At 62.2% G+C, this 15378-nt stretch carries 15 protein-coding genes and 1 pseudogene; 13 read left to right on the forward strand and 3 right to left on the reverse strand.

Features of this window, described 5'->3' with window-relative positions; all coding sequences use genetic code 11:
* From RMN95_RS05865 to RMN95_RS05885, 5 genes are all read left to right on the forward strand, one after another.
* Positions 1 to 439: cell division protein SepF (locus RMN95_RS05865; RefSeq protein WP_397545254.1), on the forward strand; the 439-nt coding region annotated here is incomplete at its 5' end.
* Positions 440 to 448: 9 nt separating this feature from the next.
* A complete protein-coding gene (locus tag RMN95_RS05870) occupies positions 449 to 757 on the forward strand; it encodes a YggT family protein (protein WP_309616012.1) in 309 nt (102 codons plus the stop codon).
* A 179-nt stretch (positions 758 to 936) separates the two neighbouring features.
* Complete coding sequence (locus RMN95_RS05875; protein ID WP_309616013.1) at positions 937 to 1737, forward strand: DivIVA domain-containing protein; 801 nt, start codon at positions 937 to 939, stop codon at positions 1735 to 1737.
* A complete protein-coding gene (gene lspA, locus RMN95_RS05880; protein ID WP_309616014.1) occupies positions 1724 to 2317 on the forward strand; it encodes a signal peptidase II in 594 nt (197 codons plus the stop codon). Before RMN95_RS05875 ends, lspA begins: the two co-directional genes overlap by 14 nt.
* Positions 2318 to 2320: 3 nt before the next feature.
* Positions 2321 to 3241 carry an RluA family pseudouridine synthase gene (locus RMN95_RS05885; protein ID WP_309616015.1) on the forward strand — a complete coding sequence of 307 codons (921 nt, stop codon included), beginning with the start codon at positions 2321 to 2323 and terminating at the stop codon, positions 3239 to 3241.
* Here the strand turns inward: RMN95_RS05885 and RMN95_RS05890 are convergent.
* Together RMN95_RS05890 and RMN95_RS05895 are read right to left on the reverse strand one after the other, a co-directional pair.
* Positions 3238 to 4020 (reverse strand): cache domain-containing protein, encoded by a 783-nt coding sequence (locus tag RMN95_RS05890; RefSeq protein WP_309616016.1) that lies wholly within the window; start codon positions 4018 to 4020, stop codon positions 3238 to 3240. The two genes, RMN95_RS05885 and RMN95_RS05890, sit on opposite strands and share 4 nt — an antisense overlap.
* A gap of 4 nt (positions 4021 to 4024) precedes the next feature.
* Positions 4025 to 4774 (reverse strand): GntR family transcriptional regulator, encoded by a 750-nt coding sequence (locus RMN95_RS05895; protein ID WP_309616017.1) that lies wholly within the window; start codon positions 4772 to 4774, stop codon positions 4025 to 4027.
* 108 nt (positions 4775 to 4882) lie between these two features.
* Here RMN95_RS05895 and RMN95_RS05900 point away from each other — a divergent pair, with 108 nt between their 5' ends.
* The 5 genes from RMN95_RS05900 to dnaE all read left to right on the forward strand — a co-directional run bounded on the left by RMN95_RS05900 (position 4883) and on the right by dnaE (position 12472).
* Positions 4883 to 5911 (forward strand): ABC transporter ATP-binding protein, encoded by a 1029-nt coding sequence (locus tag RMN95_RS05900; RefSeq protein ID WP_309616018.1) that lies wholly within the window; start codon positions 4883 to 4885, stop codon positions 5909 to 5911.
* 39 nt (positions 5912 to 5950) lie between these two features.
* Positions 5951 to 7129, forward strand: coding sequence for an extracellular solute-binding protein (locus RMN95_RS05905; RefSeq protein ID WP_309616019.1), 1179 nt, complete (start codon positions 5951 to 5953; stop codon positions 7127 to 7129).
* A 113-nt stretch (positions 7130 to 7242) separates the two neighbouring features.
* Positions 7243 to 8064 carry an ABC transporter permease gene (locus RMN95_RS05910; RefSeq protein ID WP_309616020.1) on the forward strand — a complete coding sequence of 274 codons (822 nt, stop codon included), beginning with the start codon at positions 7243 to 7245 and terminating at the stop codon, positions 8062 to 8064.
* A 37-nt stretch (positions 8065 to 8101) separates the two neighbouring features.
* Positions 8102 to 8878, forward strand: coding sequence for an ABC transporter permease (locus tag RMN95_RS05915; RefSeq protein WP_397545255.1), 777 nt, complete (start codon positions 8102 to 8104; stop codon positions 8876 to 8878).
* Positions 8879 to 8938: 60 nt separating this feature from the next.
* Complete coding sequence (gene dnaE, locus RMN95_RS05920; protein WP_309616022.1) at positions 8939 to 12472, forward strand: DNA polymerase III subunit alpha; 3534 nt, start codon at positions 8939 to 8941, stop codon at positions 12470 to 12472.
* On the opposite strand, the gene RMN95_RS05925 is transcribed toward dnaE, so the two are convergent.
* On the reverse strand, positions 12469 to 12999 hold the full coding sequence (locus tag RMN95_RS05925) for a flavin reductase family protein (RefSeq protein WP_309616023.1): 531 nt from the start codon (positions 12997 to 12999) through the stop codon (positions 12469 to 12471). The genes dnaE and RMN95_RS05925 overlap by 4 nt on opposite strands.
* A gap of 68 nt (positions 13000 to 13067) precedes the next feature.
* Between RMN95_RS05925 and hisD the strand changes: the two genes are divergently transcribed.
* From hisD to RMN95_RS05940, 3 genes and pseudogenes are all read left to right on the forward strand, one after another.
* Positions 13068 to 14435: a histidinol dehydrogenase gene (hisD, locus tag RMN95_RS05930; protein WP_309616024.1), complete on the forward strand. Its 1368-nt coding sequence runs from the start codon at positions 13068 to 13070 to the stop codon at positions 14433 to 14435.
* The gene (nrdR, locus tag RMN95_RS05935; protein ID WP_309616025.1) at positions 14407 to 14907 is read left to right on the forward strand and encodes a transcriptional regulator NrdR; all 501 of its coding nucleotides are present in this window, start codon (positions 14407 to 14409) and stop codon (positions 14905 to 14907) included. The genes hisD and nrdR overlap by 29 nt, the downstream gene beginning before the upstream one ends.
* 31 nt (positions 14908 to 14938) lie before the next feature.
* A pseudogene (locus tag RMN95_RS05940) lies at positions 14939 to 15378 on the forward strand (dihydroorotate dehydrogenase (quinone)); the annotation flags it as partial.

The raw sequence follows: 15378 nt of genomic DNA on the forward strand, positions 1-15378 counted from the left end.
CTACCTGGGCCTCGCGGATGAGGACTATGACTATGAGCAGGCACCGTCCGCTCCGGTCGCCCCGGTGGCCCACCACACACCCTCTGCTGCCCAGAATCGCGCGCCGGTCACCCCGATGCGTCGTTCGGGCCATTCCCGCCCTGCCGCGGCCGAGATGAATGAAATACTCACGGTCCATCCTCGCCAGTACAAGGATGCGCAGGTGATCGCCGAGAATTTTCGAGAGGGAATACCGGTCATTATCAACCTGTCACAAATGAGCGAGCCGGATGCCCGTCGGCTCATAGACTTCGCTAGCGGCCTCTCGCAGGGTCTGTACGGCAAGATTGAGCGTGTCACGAGCAAGGTATTCCTGCTGTCGCCAGCACACGTCGCCGTGAGCGGTGACCATGCTGAAACCGAATCCGACGTGGACGCGTCGTTCTTTGCACAGCAGTAGCCTGTAGGGGTGCTAGAAGTTTCACCCGTCTCCATCATCGCTCTCGTGATCTCGGTGGCGTTGACGATTTTTTTCATCGTGATGTGGGGGCGATTCATTCTCGATCTGGCGCGCACCTTCGCGCGGCGCTGGCGGCCGCAAGGGCCACTCTTGATACTTGCCGAGGCAATTTTTACTGTCACCGATCCGCCCATCAAGGCTGTGCGACGGGTCGTACCGCCGCTTCGTATCGGCGGGGCGGCGCTCGATTTCTCCTGGAGTATCGTGATGCTCGCGGTGATCATCCTGAGTTCGATCGTGGTGCGATTCGTCGCCTGAGTCCGATTCACTTCGTCAATAGTGCATGGCCCTGTACTCTTAAGGGACAAAAATGCAAGAGATTGACGAACTTCGTGGGACGCGCGTGACTACGGTGCATAGAATGAATTCCGTTAGCTCAACGTTATGTATACGTTGAAGGTCCCGCTAACAACAAGAAAGAGTGTGAGGTGGCGGCGATGGCTTTAACCCCTGAAGACGTGGTGAACAAGCGGTTTCAACCGACTAAGTTCCGAGAAGGATATGACCAGGACGAGGTCGATGACTTTCTTGATGAGGTCGTCGTCGAGCTGCGTCGGCTGAACCAGGAAAACGAGGAGCTTCGCCAGAGGCTCATTGCCAGTGACTCACGCATCAACGACCTGCAGCGTTCCGGAGGGCAGGATGCCCCAGCACAGCCGGCTCCGAGCTTCGTGCAGCAGCCCCAGTTGGCCGTCATTGAGCCCGTTGCCGCGTCCGCTCCGGTAGCCTCACTTCCTGCTCCCGTCTCCACCATGGATAACTCCGACATGGGTGGAACGAATAACCTCCTGCAGTTGGCTCGACGTCTCCACGAGGAGCACGTTCGCGAGGGCGTCGAGAAGCGGGATGCACTCATTGCTGAGGGGCACGCCACCGCTGCCCGGGTCGTCGAAGAGGCCGAGAGCGGTCATCGAGCCCAGATCGAGTCGCTCGTCAAGGAGCGCCAGCAGCTTGAGCATCGGGTGGAAGAGCTTCGTAGTTTCGAGCGTGAGTATCGCCAGAAGCTCAAGGGTTACATTGAGGGCCAGTTGCGCGAGCTTGACAGCGAGAGCAATGTTTTGGTCTCCTCTGGCCCAGCTCCGTCAGGTTCAGGCACGGGAGCGGCCTTTGTCGACTCTCCCGCGGCTGACGCCCAAACTGGCGGCTCCGACTTTGCCGACGCACCGGTCGGTGCAGATCACTCCGCGCAGGATGGCCAGCAGTCATCCGTGAACTACCCCGGTTTTGCCGGAAACTGAACCGCAGCAGGCGACGGCCGGTAAACGCGAGGTCAGCACACGCGCCCTCGTAGTACTGGCCGTTGTTGCTGTGTTGGCGTACTCGCTGGACCGCGTCAGCAAGTCGCTGGTCGTCGAGAACCTCACACTCGGCCAACCAGTGAACGTGATTGGCGAGCTGCTGCAATTGCGTTACGTCGAGAACCCGGGAGCGGCGTTTTCACTGGGTTCGGGCTCCACCTGGGTCTTCGCGATCATCGCCGCGATCGTCGCGGTGTTCATCGTCATCTTCGCCCGGCGTATTCGCTCAACGGCCTGGGCCGTCCTGTTCGGGATGCTCCTGGGCGGCAATCTTGGAAACCTCACGGACCGGCTAACTCGCCCTCCCGGTTTTGGGGTCGGCCATGTCGTTGACTTCCTCCAGGTGTATGCATTCCCCGCGATTTTCAATGTCGCCGACGTAGCGATCGTGTCAAGCATGGGGCTGTTCATCCTGCTGACAATCCGTGGGATCGGCCTTGATGGCACCCGGGCAGCGAAGAGGATGACACCGGTGGATGCGGACGCCCCATCCCATCCGGCGCCATCGGATCCGGCCTGACTCGTGGAATCGCGCAATCTCCACGTCCCTGACGGCCTTGCGGGTGAGCGGGTCGACTCCGCTATCGCGAAGCTCCTCGGATTCTCCAGGACGTTCGCGGCCGAGGTGTCCGAGCTTGGGGGAGTGCAGCTCGACGGCCGTGTGCTTGCCAAATCAGATCGGCTCGTTGCCGGCGGTTGGCTCGAGGTCTCGTGGGTGTCGAAAGTCGAGCCATCGATCATCCCGATTATCGTGGCGGATCTCGGGATCATCTGGGATGACGATGACATCGTCGTCGTGGATAAGCCTGCCGGCGTCGCCGCTCATCCGTCCGTGGGCTGGGACGGTCCTACAGTGCTGGGGGCCCTTGCCGGTGCCGGCTTCAGGATTGCGACCTCCGGTGCGGCGGAGCGCGCCGGGATCGTGCACAGGCTCGATGTCGGCACCAGCGGCCTGATGGTCGTCGCAAAGACCGAGTCGGCGTATGCGGCCCTGAAACGTGCCTTCCACGACCGTGAAGTGCACAAGATCTATCGCGCGGTGGTGCAGGGGCATCCCGACCCCCTCGCGGGAACGATCGACGCGCCGATTGGCCGTCATCCGGGCGCAAGCTGGAAGTTCGCCATCACCTCAGACGGCAAAGCGAGCGTCACCCACTATGAGACGCTCGAGGCATTCCCGTCAGCATCGCTGCTCGAAATCGAGCTCGAGACCGGTCGCACTCATCAAATCCGAGTGCACATGGCGGCCCAGCGCCACCCCTGTGTTGGCGATGCCATGTATGGCGCAGACCCCACGATCTCGGCCAGACTTGGCCTCGGCCGGCAGTGGCTGCACGCAAGACGGCTCGGGTTCACGCATCCCGTCACCGCAGTGCCTGTGCACTTTGAGAGCCCCTACCCGGCCGACCTCCACCATGCGCTTGAGCTGCTTCGCAGGGACTAGGGAGCGTCGAGGACCAGCAACAGGCTCGTCTTCTGGCACGGGATGACCGTGCGGCCGTCCGACAGGACCACCGGTCCTCCGGGGGTTCCCGACAGTGTGTCAAGCCGAAGAAGAGATCCGGTGGGCCTGGCCGTGTCGTTTGATACAACAACCCTGCCCGAGGCGTTCACGATGGTTGCGCTGCCATCGATGGAGGCGACCCGCGGCAGCAGGGCCCGCTCGATGTCGTTGATATACAGATCGGCGCCGACGACACCGACCATCCGGGAGGTGAACAGCACGGGGGCGGTCAGGGTCAGGGTGTAGTCGTCGGTACAGAGGTAATCCACGTAGGGGCCGGTGATGTGCTGGGCGAGTGTGCTTGAGGGAGCTCGCCACCACTCGAGGTTCGTGTAGTCGCGAAAGCTTTCCGATTCTGGGTCTTCTTCTGCCTGAAGACGGCGAATGGCGGGATCGGCCGATCCTAGTCCGAATGTATTTGCGTGGCCAAGCCACCACGCGAGGTGCCACGGGGCATCGATGATGAATGCCGGTGCTGCCACGAAGCCCGCGCCGATCACGAGCGCGCCGTCGCGCGACAACTCCCCAACGACGAGCGCCTCGCTGAACTCATCGACCTCTATCCGCGTCACCACGCCATCGGACGCGCTCACGAACTCCTGAACTGCGCTGCGCCACGAGTCGATGAGCGCGAAGACGCTGCTGAACGTGGTGTTTACGGCGTCGACACAGTCGAGTATCGCGCCGTTCGGCGTTCCAGGCAGCGGTATGGCTGGCATCCGGCTACTGCTTTCGTTCAAGGTCGGTTTTGGCTTCGAGCAGCCACCCTATGGCGTCGGTGATGAGCTCGACAGTGCGACGTCGCGCCGCGTCGCCATCGGTCGCCTGAATCGCCTCGATGACGGAAATATGGGAATCCCGGCTTCGTTGGCGGTACTCCTGCTCACGGAGGCAAAGCCAAAGAAGAGGCGCGAATTCCGTCTGGAGGCGCAGTTCTTCGCGCACGAGCCTTGCCGATTGCGAGAGAGCGGCAATCTCGAGGCGGAAGGTGCCTTCCCCGCGGCGTGCCGATGCCTCGGCCGTGAGATCGATAGCCTCGACCGTCGACAGTAGATGTCGGATGTCTTCACGTGTGGCCCTGTCGGCGGCAAGCTGGGCGGATGTCGCTGCGATGGCCGAGTAGTACACGCCCATGTCGCGAAGCTCGACCCGGGACAGCGCGAGAACGCGCCTGGCGGCGACCGCACTGCGGGATCCGGCCGAGGTGACAAAGCTTCCCCCGTCCCTGCCTCGGCGCGTTTCCACGAGTTCGAGTGCGCGGAGAACTTCAAGCGCTTCGCGGGCCGTGACGGTGGCGACACCAAACCGACGCGCCATTTCTGACTCGCTCGGGAGTCGTTCTCCGTGGGTGAGCAATCCCAGCTCTATCGCGTTGGTCAGCCGCTGGGCGACGAGCTCCGCCCTGCCACCCACGACCAACGGGGCGAAGACTGCAGCTCGTGCCGCGGTGGTCGGCCAAATCGACTGGGGCATCGTTGCTTCCTGCTTGCGTGACATCTCGTAATACGACCGTAACATCCTTGGTCTTGCATGACATCTGGTTCCATATGATTTACTAAGCAACAGGCAAGGAGGCCTCGGGTGACATCAGCTATACCGGCGATCAGGCTTACGGGACTGACGAAGACATTCGGCACCGTTCGCGCAGTCGACGCTCTGGATCTCGACATCGCAGAGGGAGAGTTCTTCTCGATGCTCGGCCCCTCCGGATCAGGAAAGACGACCGTGCTAAGGCTCATCGCCGGGTTCGAGTTGCCGACGTTCGGAACGGTGTCGCTGCGGGGGACGGACGTTACCACCCGTGCGCCGTTTGACCGGGACGTCAATACGGTGTTCCAGGACTATGCGCTGTTCCCCCACATGAGCGTCCTCGACAACGTCGCCTACGGCCTGCGGGTGCGCGGTGTCGGGCGCAAAGAACGCGCGGATCGCGCCCGAGACGCGCTGGAGACCGTGCGACTCGGTGGCTTCGGCGAGCGCAGGCCTAGCCAGCTTTCCGGCGGCCAGCGCCAGCGAGTGGCGCTGGCTCGGGCGATCGTTGTCAAACCGAAGGTGTTGCTGCTGGATGAGCCCCTCGGCGCTCTCGATCTGAAGCTGCGAGAGCAGATGCAGGTCGAACTCAAGCAACTTCAGCGCTCCCTCGGCATTACTTTCATCTTTGTCACCCATGACCAGGAAGAAGCACTCACCCTGAGTGACCGCATTGCCGTCTTCAACAATGGTCGCATTGAGCAACTCGGCACTCCGGCCGAGATCTACGAGTCACCCGCCTCACCATTTGTCGCCTCTTTCGTGGGAACATCCAATATTTTCACTGACCCCGAATCTTGGGATCTGCTGGGACTGCGCGGCACGAATTCGGTCCGCCCCGAGAAGGTGACGATCGGCCCGCGAGGTGTGGTCGCGGCGGGGGCGATCTCGTTGGACGGCATCGTCGCCGAGGTCATCTATCTCGGCACAAGCACGCGACTGCTCGTTGACGTGGCCGGCAACAAAAGACTCACGGTTCTTGAGCAGAATGCTTCGGCTCACTCCGTGGCCGATCGGCGCAACCAGCCTGTCGCGATTCGCTTCTCGTCGAGCGACATCGTCTCACTCGACGAAATTTAGAGCAGCACACGCGTCCCTACCAACAGAATGGAGAATGAAATGCACAGCAGCATGGCATCACGGAGGTTGGCAGTTCTTGCCGGTCTTGCGGTGGCCTCGGTCACACTACTCACGGCATGTGGCACTACATCCGGTCCGTCCGGTAGCAGCACTGCCGCGGCCGCACTGGGAGACAGGGAAGGTACCGTCTCAATCCTGGCGTGGCCGGGGTACGTCGAAGACGGCAGCAACGATCCGGCGGTCGATTGGGTGACACCGTTCGAAGACGAAACGGGTTGCATGGTCGATAGCAAAACGTATGGAACTTCCGATGAGGCGTTTACTCTCATGAAGTCCGGCGATTACGACGTCGTTGCGGCATCGGGCGACGCCTCGTTGCGCCTCGTTGCCGCGGGGGACGTTGCGCCGGTCAACGTTGATCTCATCGCCAACTACGCCGGAATTTTCGACTTCCTCAAAATGCAGGCCTGGAACAGCGTCGACGGGGTCTCCTATGGCATCCCGCACGGATACGGTGCCAACCTGCTGATGTACAACACCGACGCGTTCCCTGAGGCGCCCACATCATGGGATGTCGTCTTCGACCGCGCCTCCGAGAATGCGGGCAAAGTCACGGCCTACGATTCACCGATTTATATCGCCGATGCCGCTGTCTACCTCATGACCCACAAGCCGGAGTTGGGCATCACAAATCCATACGCGCTCGATGAAACGCAGTTGGCCGCGGCCGTAGAACTGCTCAAGGTGCAGCGTGGCAGTATCGGTGAGTACTGGAGCGACTACCTCAAAGAGATCCAGGCGTTTGAGACCGGTGATTCCGTTGTCGGCACCACCTGGCAGGTCATCCAAAACTCGGTAACGACGGGCAATACGAAGGTCGTACTTCCCGAAGAGGGCGCGACGGGATGGTCAGACACCTGGATGATCGCGGCGAACGCGAAGAGCCCCAATTGCGCCTATGCGTGGTTGAACTACATTGCCGGTCCCGAGGCGAATGCGCAGGCCACGGAGTACTTTGGCGAAGCACCGAGCAACCTGGCCGCGTGCGAGTTCCGCTCGGCAGGATCGTGCGAGTCGTTTAACGCCGGAGACGAGGAGTTTGCGTCGAAGATCTGGTACTGGTCCACCCCGATTGCCGAGTGCCTCGACGGCCGCACCGATGTTCAGTGCACCGACTATTCCGCGTGGACCACCGCGTGGCAGGAAATTAAGGGCTAGCCAGGGATATGACACGTGACGCATCAGCGCCACACATCGAGCGTGCTGTGGTTGCCCATCCACGGGCGACCACAGCACACACGATCTCGGCCTTCCTCAGTACACACACGCGAGTGCGCCTAGCAGGGCTGCTTGCGGCTCCTCTGCTCTGGCTCGGTCTGGTGTACATCGCAGCCCTTGCCGCCCTGCTCATTACAGCGCTTTGGACGGTCGACAGTTTTACGGGCCAGATATCTCAAACCTGGACGCTCGACAACATCGTCACCGTACTCACCGGCTCGCTCTACCAGACGGTCACTGGCCGCACTGTGGGGGTCGCGCTTCTCGTTACGGTCATCGATGTCCTCGTCGCGCTGCCGATAGCCTTCTTCATGGCGAAGGTCGCGGGCCCCCGACTGCAACGCGTTCTCGTCATCGCGGTGCTCATGCCGCTCTGGGCCAGCTACCTCGTCAAGGCCTACGCGTGGCGCTCCGTGCTCTCGCAGGGGGGAATCTTTGACTGGCTGGTGTCACCCTTCGGCGGAGAATCGCCCGGATATGGGTTGCCCGCCACCGTCATTACGCTTTCTTACCTGTGGTTGCCCTACGTGATCCTGCCGATTTATGCAGGACTTGAGCGCGTACCAGACTCCCTGCTTGAAGCATCCGGTGACCTGGGGGCAAAAACCGGCCGCACGCTGGTGTCGATCGTGCTGCCGATGCTGTGGCCGGCCATCATCGCCGGATCCATCTTCAGCTTCTCCCTGTCTCTGGGTGACTACATCACGGTGAACATCGTCGGTGGCGCAAACCAGCTGCTGGGCAACCTCGTGTACGCCAATGTGGGGGCTGCGAACAACCTGCCACTCGCCGCCGCCATTGCGCTCATTCCGATCGCCATCATGTTTGTCTACCTCACTGCCGCCCGGCGCACCGGTGCGCTGAGCAACCTCTAGGAGCTATGGGATGCGACTAAATAAGAGTGCCAGGGTCATGCTTGGATCCATTACCGGACTGATCCTTGCCGTGGTGTACCTGCCCCTGCTCGTAGTATTCGTCAACTCCTTTAGCACGAGCACGAACCTGACGTGGCCGCCGCCTGGCTTTACTCTCACCTGGTGGATGCGGGCGTTCCAAAACCAGGGCGCGCTCGACGCGATCGCCACGAGCGTGCAGATTGCTGTGGCATCCACTCTCATCGCGCTCATCCTGGGCACTCTCATTTCGCTGGCACTGCAGCGCCATAGTTTTTTCGGTCGAGACGCGGTGAGCCTTCTGGTGATCCTTCCGATCGCACTGCCCGGAATTGTGACGGGGATCGCGCTCAACAACGCGTTCCGCACCATCCTTGACGTGCGGCTCGGCATCGTGACGATCGTCATTGCGCACGCGACTTTTTGCATCGTGACGGTCTTCAATAACGTGATCGCACGCCTGAGACGGATGGGCACGAGCCTGGAGGAGGCCTCGGCCGACCTCGGGGCCGGGATCTGGACTACATTTCGCCTCGTTACCTTCCCCGCACTGCGCTCTGCGCTGCTGGCGGGTGGGCTGCTCGCCTTCGCCCTCAGCTTCGACGAGATCATCGTCACCACATTCACCGCGGGCGCCGGCACGACGACCCTCCCGATCTGGATTCTCGATAACCTCTTTCGGCCCAATCAGGCGCCGATCGTGAACGTTGTTGCGGTCGTACTCGTCGTGGTGTCGATAGTGCCCATATATTTCGCCCAGCGCCTCGCGGGCAACGATCGGTTCGCGCGTCAGTAACGGCCGTCCGGCGGGCCTGGCTTAGTCTAGAGATACCCCTCGAGCCAGTGAAGAGAACCTGTGGCATCCAACGATTCTTTCGTGCACCTTCATGTGCACAGCGAGTATTCGATGCTGGATGGCGCCGCCCGTATTGGGCCGCTGATGGAGGCCGCCGCAGCCGAGAAGATGCCCGCGATCGCGGTCACCGACCATGGCAACATGTTCGGTGCCTACGAATTCTGGAAACAGGCCACGGCCAACGGAATAAAGCCGATCATCGGCACGGAGGCGTACATCACGCCGGGCACTGCGCGCGGTGATAAGACCCGCGTTCGGTGGGGTCAGAACCACCAGAACCAGGACGATGTCGGCGGTTCGGGTTCGTACACGCATATGACGCTGCTCTCCGAAAACAACGAGGGCATGCATAACCTGTTCAGGTTGTCATCACTGGCGTCGATCGAGGGCTTCTACTTCAAGCCGCGCATGGACCGAGAGCTGTTGAGCCGCTACGGCAAAGGCATCATCGCGACGACCGGATGCGTCGGTGGCGAGGTGCAGACGCGACTGAGGCTCGGTCAGTACGCGGAGGCACGGCAGGCGGCATCCGACTTTAGGGATATTTTCGGCGCTGGCAATTTTTATGCCGAGATCATGGATCACGGCATCGACATCGAGAAGCGCACGATGAACGACCTGCTGCGGCTGGCCAAAGAACTCGACCTGCCACTGGTGGCCACCAATGACCTGCATTACACCCACGCTCACGACTCCACGGCGCATGCGGCGCTGCTGTGCGTGCAATCGGCATCGACCCTCGACGACCCAAACCGCTTCAAGTTCGATTCTGACGAGTTCTACCTGAAGAGCGCTGCCCAGATGCGGCACCTGTTTCGTGACTACCCCGACGCCTGCGACAACACACTGCTGATTGCCGAACGCTGCGAGGTCAACTTCGAGCACAAAGACCTAATGCCCAGGTTCCCGGTGCCCGACGGCGAAACGGAGGCGAGCTGGTTCGAAAAGGAGGTGGGAGTCGGGATGAATCGCCGCTTCAACGGCGCGCCACCCGAGGCACATCTCGCGCAGGCACAGTACGAGGTCGACGTCATCAAGCAGATGGGATTCCCCGGCTATTTCCTGGTGGTCGCCGACTTCATTTCGTGGGCAAAGGCGCAGGGAATCAGGGTCGGCCCAGGTCGAGGCTCGGCCGCTGGTTCCATGGCGTCGTACGCGATGGGCATCACCGAACTTGATCCCATCGCGCACGGGCTGATTTTCGAGCGATTCCTGAACCCGGAGCGCGTGTCGATGCCCGACGTCGATGTCGACTTTGACGACCGTCGCCGCCCCGAGGTCATCCGGTATGTGACCGAAAAATACGGTGATGATCGAGTAGCCCAGATCGTCACTTACGGAACGATCAAGGCCAAGCAGGCACTGAAAGACTCGTCCAGGGTGCTAGGGATGCCGTACTCGGTGGGGGAGAAGCTGACCAAGGCGATGCCGCCGCCCGTGATGGGCAAGGACATGCCGCTCAGCGACATCCACAACAAGAATGCCGACCGCTACAAAGAGGCCGCAGATATTCGCGCCCTCATCGAGACTGACGGCGAAGCGGCGCGGGTGTTCGAGACCGCGAAGGGCATTGAGAACCTGAAGCGCCAGTGGGGAGTGCACGCGGCCGGTGTCATTATGTCGGCCGAGCCGCTGCTTGACGTACTGCCGATTATGAAGCGCGAAGACGACGGCGCCATCATCACCCAGTTCGACCAGCCGCCGCTCGAATCGCTCGGTCTGATCAAGATGGACTTCCTCGGGCTTCGAAACCTGACGGTGATCGAGGATGCCCTGCGCATGATCGCGGCGAATACCGGCACCACGCTCATCATCGAAGACCTCGACCTCGACGCCGACCAGGCGACCTACGATCTGCTGGCCAGGGGAGACACGCTCGGCGTATTCCAGCTTGACGGCGGCGCCATGCGTGCGCTGCTCAAGCAGCTGAAGCCCACCAACTTCGAAGACATCTCGGCCGTCATTGCCCTGTACCGCCCTGGGCCCATGGGAATGAACTCGCATACGAACTATGCGTTGCGAAAGAACGACCTGCAGGCAATTGATGCAATTCATCCGGAGCTTGAGGAACCGCTTCGCGATATCCTCGGCACCACCTTCGGGCTGATCGTGTACCAGGAACAGGTCATGTCGGTCGCCCAGAAGGTCGCCGGCTTCTCACTCGGCCAGGCCGACGTGCTGCGGCGGGCGATGGGCAAAAAGAAGAAGAGCGAACTCGATAAGCAGTTTGCCGATTTCGAGGCCGGCATGGTCAGTAATGGATACAGCACGCAGGCGGTGAAGGTGCTGTGGGAGACACTGATGCCGTTCGCAGACTACGCCTTCAACAAGGCCCATAGCGCCGGCTACGGGGTGCTCAGTTACTGGACCGCCTACCTCAAGGCAAATCATCCCGCCGAGTACATGGCGGCGCTACTGACGAGCGTTGGCGACTCCAAAGACAAACTCGGCATGTACCTCAGCGAGTGCCGTCGCATGGGAATCAAGGTGCTCGCACCCGATGTGAACGAGTCCTCGGTCGACTTCACGGCAGTGGCCTCAGACGGCAGCCGCGGTGATGTCCGGTTTGGGCTCGGTGCCGTGCGCAACGTCGGCTTCAGCGTGGTTGAGGCGATTTCGAAGGCGCGCGCCGAGAAAGGACGCTTTACCTCGTTCCACGACTTCCTGCGCAAGGTCCCGCTCCAGGTTGCCAATAAGCGCACCGTGGAGTCGCTCATTAAGGCCGGTGCGTTCGACTCGCTCGGGGCGACCCGCCGTGCGCTCGTCGAGATCCACGAGGGTGCGGTAGACGGCGCCGCGAGTGAGAAGCGCGCCGAGGCCAACGGCCAGGTCGGTTTCGACTTCGACAGCCTGTGGGACGAACCCGCCCAGGCCGAGCACGTCCCAGATCGCCCGGAGTGGGCCAAGCGCGACAAGCTTGCCTTCGAACGCGAGATGCTCGGGCTCTATGTCTCCGATCACCCGTTGGCCGGGCTGGAACTTGCGCTGGCGAAACACCAGACCGCATCCATCACGGAAATTATGGGTGGGGATGTCGCGGCCGACGGTGAGCATGTGACCATCGCCGGTCTCATCACGAGTGTGCAGCACCGGGTGGCACGTAACAGCGGCAACCAATACGGCATCATCACGGTCGAGGATTTTGCGGGCGAGATCAGCGTGATGTTCCTCGGCAAGACCTACCAGGAGTTTTCGCCGGGCCTCACCAACGATGCGATAGTGGTGGTGCGCGGCCGCGTGAGCGTGCGCGACGACGGCATGAACCTTCACGCGGTGAGTATGTTCGTGCCGGACACCGGCTCGAGCCTCGGCTCGGGGCCGATTGTGATAGCGGTGCAAGAGGTGCGGGCCACCACCGCTGTGGTCACGGCGCTGAACGATGTGCTGATCCGTCATTCCGGTGCGAATGAGGTGCGGTTGAAACTTATCAAGGGGGATACGGCCCGCGTGTTTGAGATTCCGTACCCGGTGACGGTATCGGCTGATCTTTATGGTGAACTGAAAACTCTGCTCGGGCCCAACTGCCTCGCCTAGACCAAGGCACCAGGCTTGAAGTAGCGGCGCTCGTGGTAGAGCAGGGCGTCATCCTCGTCGCCGAGCGATCCGTCTTCCACCTGCACGACAATGACGGCGCTATTGCGCACCGGGTGAACCTCCACGATGGTGCCGAGCATCCACGCCGTCACATCGTTGAGAATGGGAACGCCGTAGGGTCCGGAATGCCAATGGTCCCCGATGAAGCGCACGGCATGGTCCGCAGCCATCCGTTCGGCCTGGTGCCGGGATCGCGGCCCAAGCATGTGGATGGCGACCCGATTGCCGACGGTCATCGCTGGCCACGAACTCGAGACCTGCGCCATGTTGAAGGTGGCCAGGGGCGGGACGGCTGAGAGCGAGGCGAGCGAGGTCGCGGTGAAGCCGGCGGGCGCGCCATCCGGCATCAACGCAGTCACAACCGCGACGCCCGCAGCGTGTCTGCGGAAGGCGCGTTTGAACGCGTCAAGCCCGTCGACCGGAATACCGGCGGCCGGCGTGGGCTGGGATATCGATGCCTCGTTCATACGTCGGTATCAATCATGCCCGGCTCGGTGATATTCCCCTCATCCGGGACAACTAACATGGTGAGGCCATGATGCACATCATCGATCTGCGTGATCTTCCGTCCAGTCGAGCCGATCTCGCGAGAGTCGTGCCGCGAGCCGTCACCGATGTTTCCGCCGCCACCGCCGTCGCGGCCCAGCTCATCGCCGAGGTTCGCGAGCAGGGGGAGGGGGCTCTGCTGGCGCAGGCAGAGCGACTCGACGGTGTTCGTCCCGAGCGCATCCGGATTGACTCCGATCAGGTCAACCACGCGGTGACCTCCCTCGATTCCGCCGTCCGGGACGCCCTCGAGGTATCAATCGCGCGGGTGCGCCAAGCGACCGAGGCACAGGTGCCGTCCAGCACGGTCACCGAGCTCGGTCCTGGTGCCCAGGTAATCCAGCGCTGGCAGCCGGTCAACCGAGTGGGCCTTTATGTGCCGGGCGGCAAGGCGGTATACCCGTCGAGCGTGGTCATGAATGTGGTTCCGGCGCAGGTCGCCGGGGTGTCGTCGATTGCGCTCGCCTCACCAGCCCAGCGAGAGTTTGGCGGTTCTGTGCACCCGACAATCCTCGCGGCGGCAGGGCTGCTGGGCATCGAGGAGGTCTACGCAATGGGCGGAGCGGGCGCGATTGGCGCCTTTGCCTACGGCGTCCCCAACCTGGGGCTCGATCCGGTCGAGGTCATCACCGGCCCCGGCAACGTGTACGTGGCAGCGGCCAAACGGCTGGTGCGCGGCGTGGTCGGCATTGATTCTGAGGCCGGGCCTACCGAAATTATGGTGATCGCGGATGCCACGGCCGACGCCTACCTGGTAGCCACCGATCTCATCTCACAGGCCGAGCACGATGAACTGGCCGCGGTCGTGCTCGTAACCGACTCGCCTGAGCTGGCGCACGCGGTCTCGGCCGAAGTGGAGCTGCTCGTCGCGTCCACCCACCACAGTGCCAGGGTGCGCATCGCCATCGACGGTGTACAGTCTGCCGTGGTGCTGGTGGCCGATATGGCCGCCGCCGCCGCGTTCAGCAATGCCTACGGCCCCGAGCACCTAGAGATCCAGACGGCAACACCGGGAGCTGTGCTCGAGAACATCGACAGTGCCGGAGCCATCTTCCTTGGCGCCCACTCGCCGGTGAGCCTCGGCGACTACCTGGCTGGCTCCAACCACGTGCTGCCGACCGGCGGACAATCGCGGTTCGCGTCGGGGCTGGGTGCACACACCTTCCTGCGACCGCAGCAGGTTATCAACTACGACCGGGCAGCGCTGCAACAGGTGAGCTCGCAGGTCGTGGCGCTGAGCGAGGCCGAAGACCTGCCCGCCCACGGAGCCGCGGTCACGGCTCGATTCGGAAACCGTCATGAGACACGACTAGTAGGGTTGCCTCATAATGTTCTGCCCTTTCTGCCGACATCCTGACAGCCGCGTCATCGACTCACGGACGAGCGACGACGGCCTCTCGATTCGCCGCCGTCGCCAGTGCCCCGAATGCGGGCGTCGTTTTTCCACTACTGAAACCGCATCCCTCAGCGTGATCAAACGCAACGGCGTCGTCGAGTTATTCAGTCGCGAGAAAATCGTGACAGGGGTGCGTAAAGCCTGCCAGGGGCGTCCGGTCACCGACACTGACCTTGCCGTTCTGGCCCAGCGGGTGGAGGAAAGCATCAGGGCCACCGGCGCCGCTCAGGTTGACGCGAACGATATCGGCCTGGCCATCCTGACGCCACTACGGGAACTTGACGAGGTTGCCTATCTGCGTTTCGCCAGCGTCTACCAGGCCTTTGATTCGCTGGAAGATTTCGAGACCGCAATCACCCTGCTGCGTGTCGATCACGCCCCGACCGGCATTGCGCGGGATGCCGCAAGCCCCAGCCACTCGACCGCAGACTGACGCGGCGGCCAGCCGATATTCTTGGAGCGGCATGTATAGCTTTATTTTCCGCACCTTCTTCGCGCGCATGGACCCCGAACGCGCACACACTCTCGCGTTCCGGGTGATCCGATGGCTGCCGACCCTCGGCATCGGCTCCGTCGTACGCCGTGCCACCAGGCCGGCTGACTCGCTGAGGGTGCGAACCCTCGGGTTGGAGTTCGACTCTCCGTTTGGAGTGGCGGCGGGATTCGATAAGGAGGGAACGGGCATCCGGGGTCTCGGCCAGCTCGGTTTCGGCCATGTCGAGGTGGGCACCATCACTGCCCGCGCGCAGCCCGGCAACGACAGGCCACGGCTGTTCAGGCTCATCCCGGACCGCGCCGTGATCAATCGCATGGGATTCAACAACCATGGCGCTGCCGCGACGGCCAGGGTCATCTCCCGCGCGCGCTCACTCAGGGGTCGACCCATCATCGGTATCAACATCGG

The sequence above is a fragment of the Salinibacterium sp. genome, from assembly GCF_031364185.1.
Taxonomy (GTDB): domain Bacteria; phylum Actinomycetota; class Actinomycetes; order Actinomycetales; family Microbacteriaceae; genus Rhodoglobus.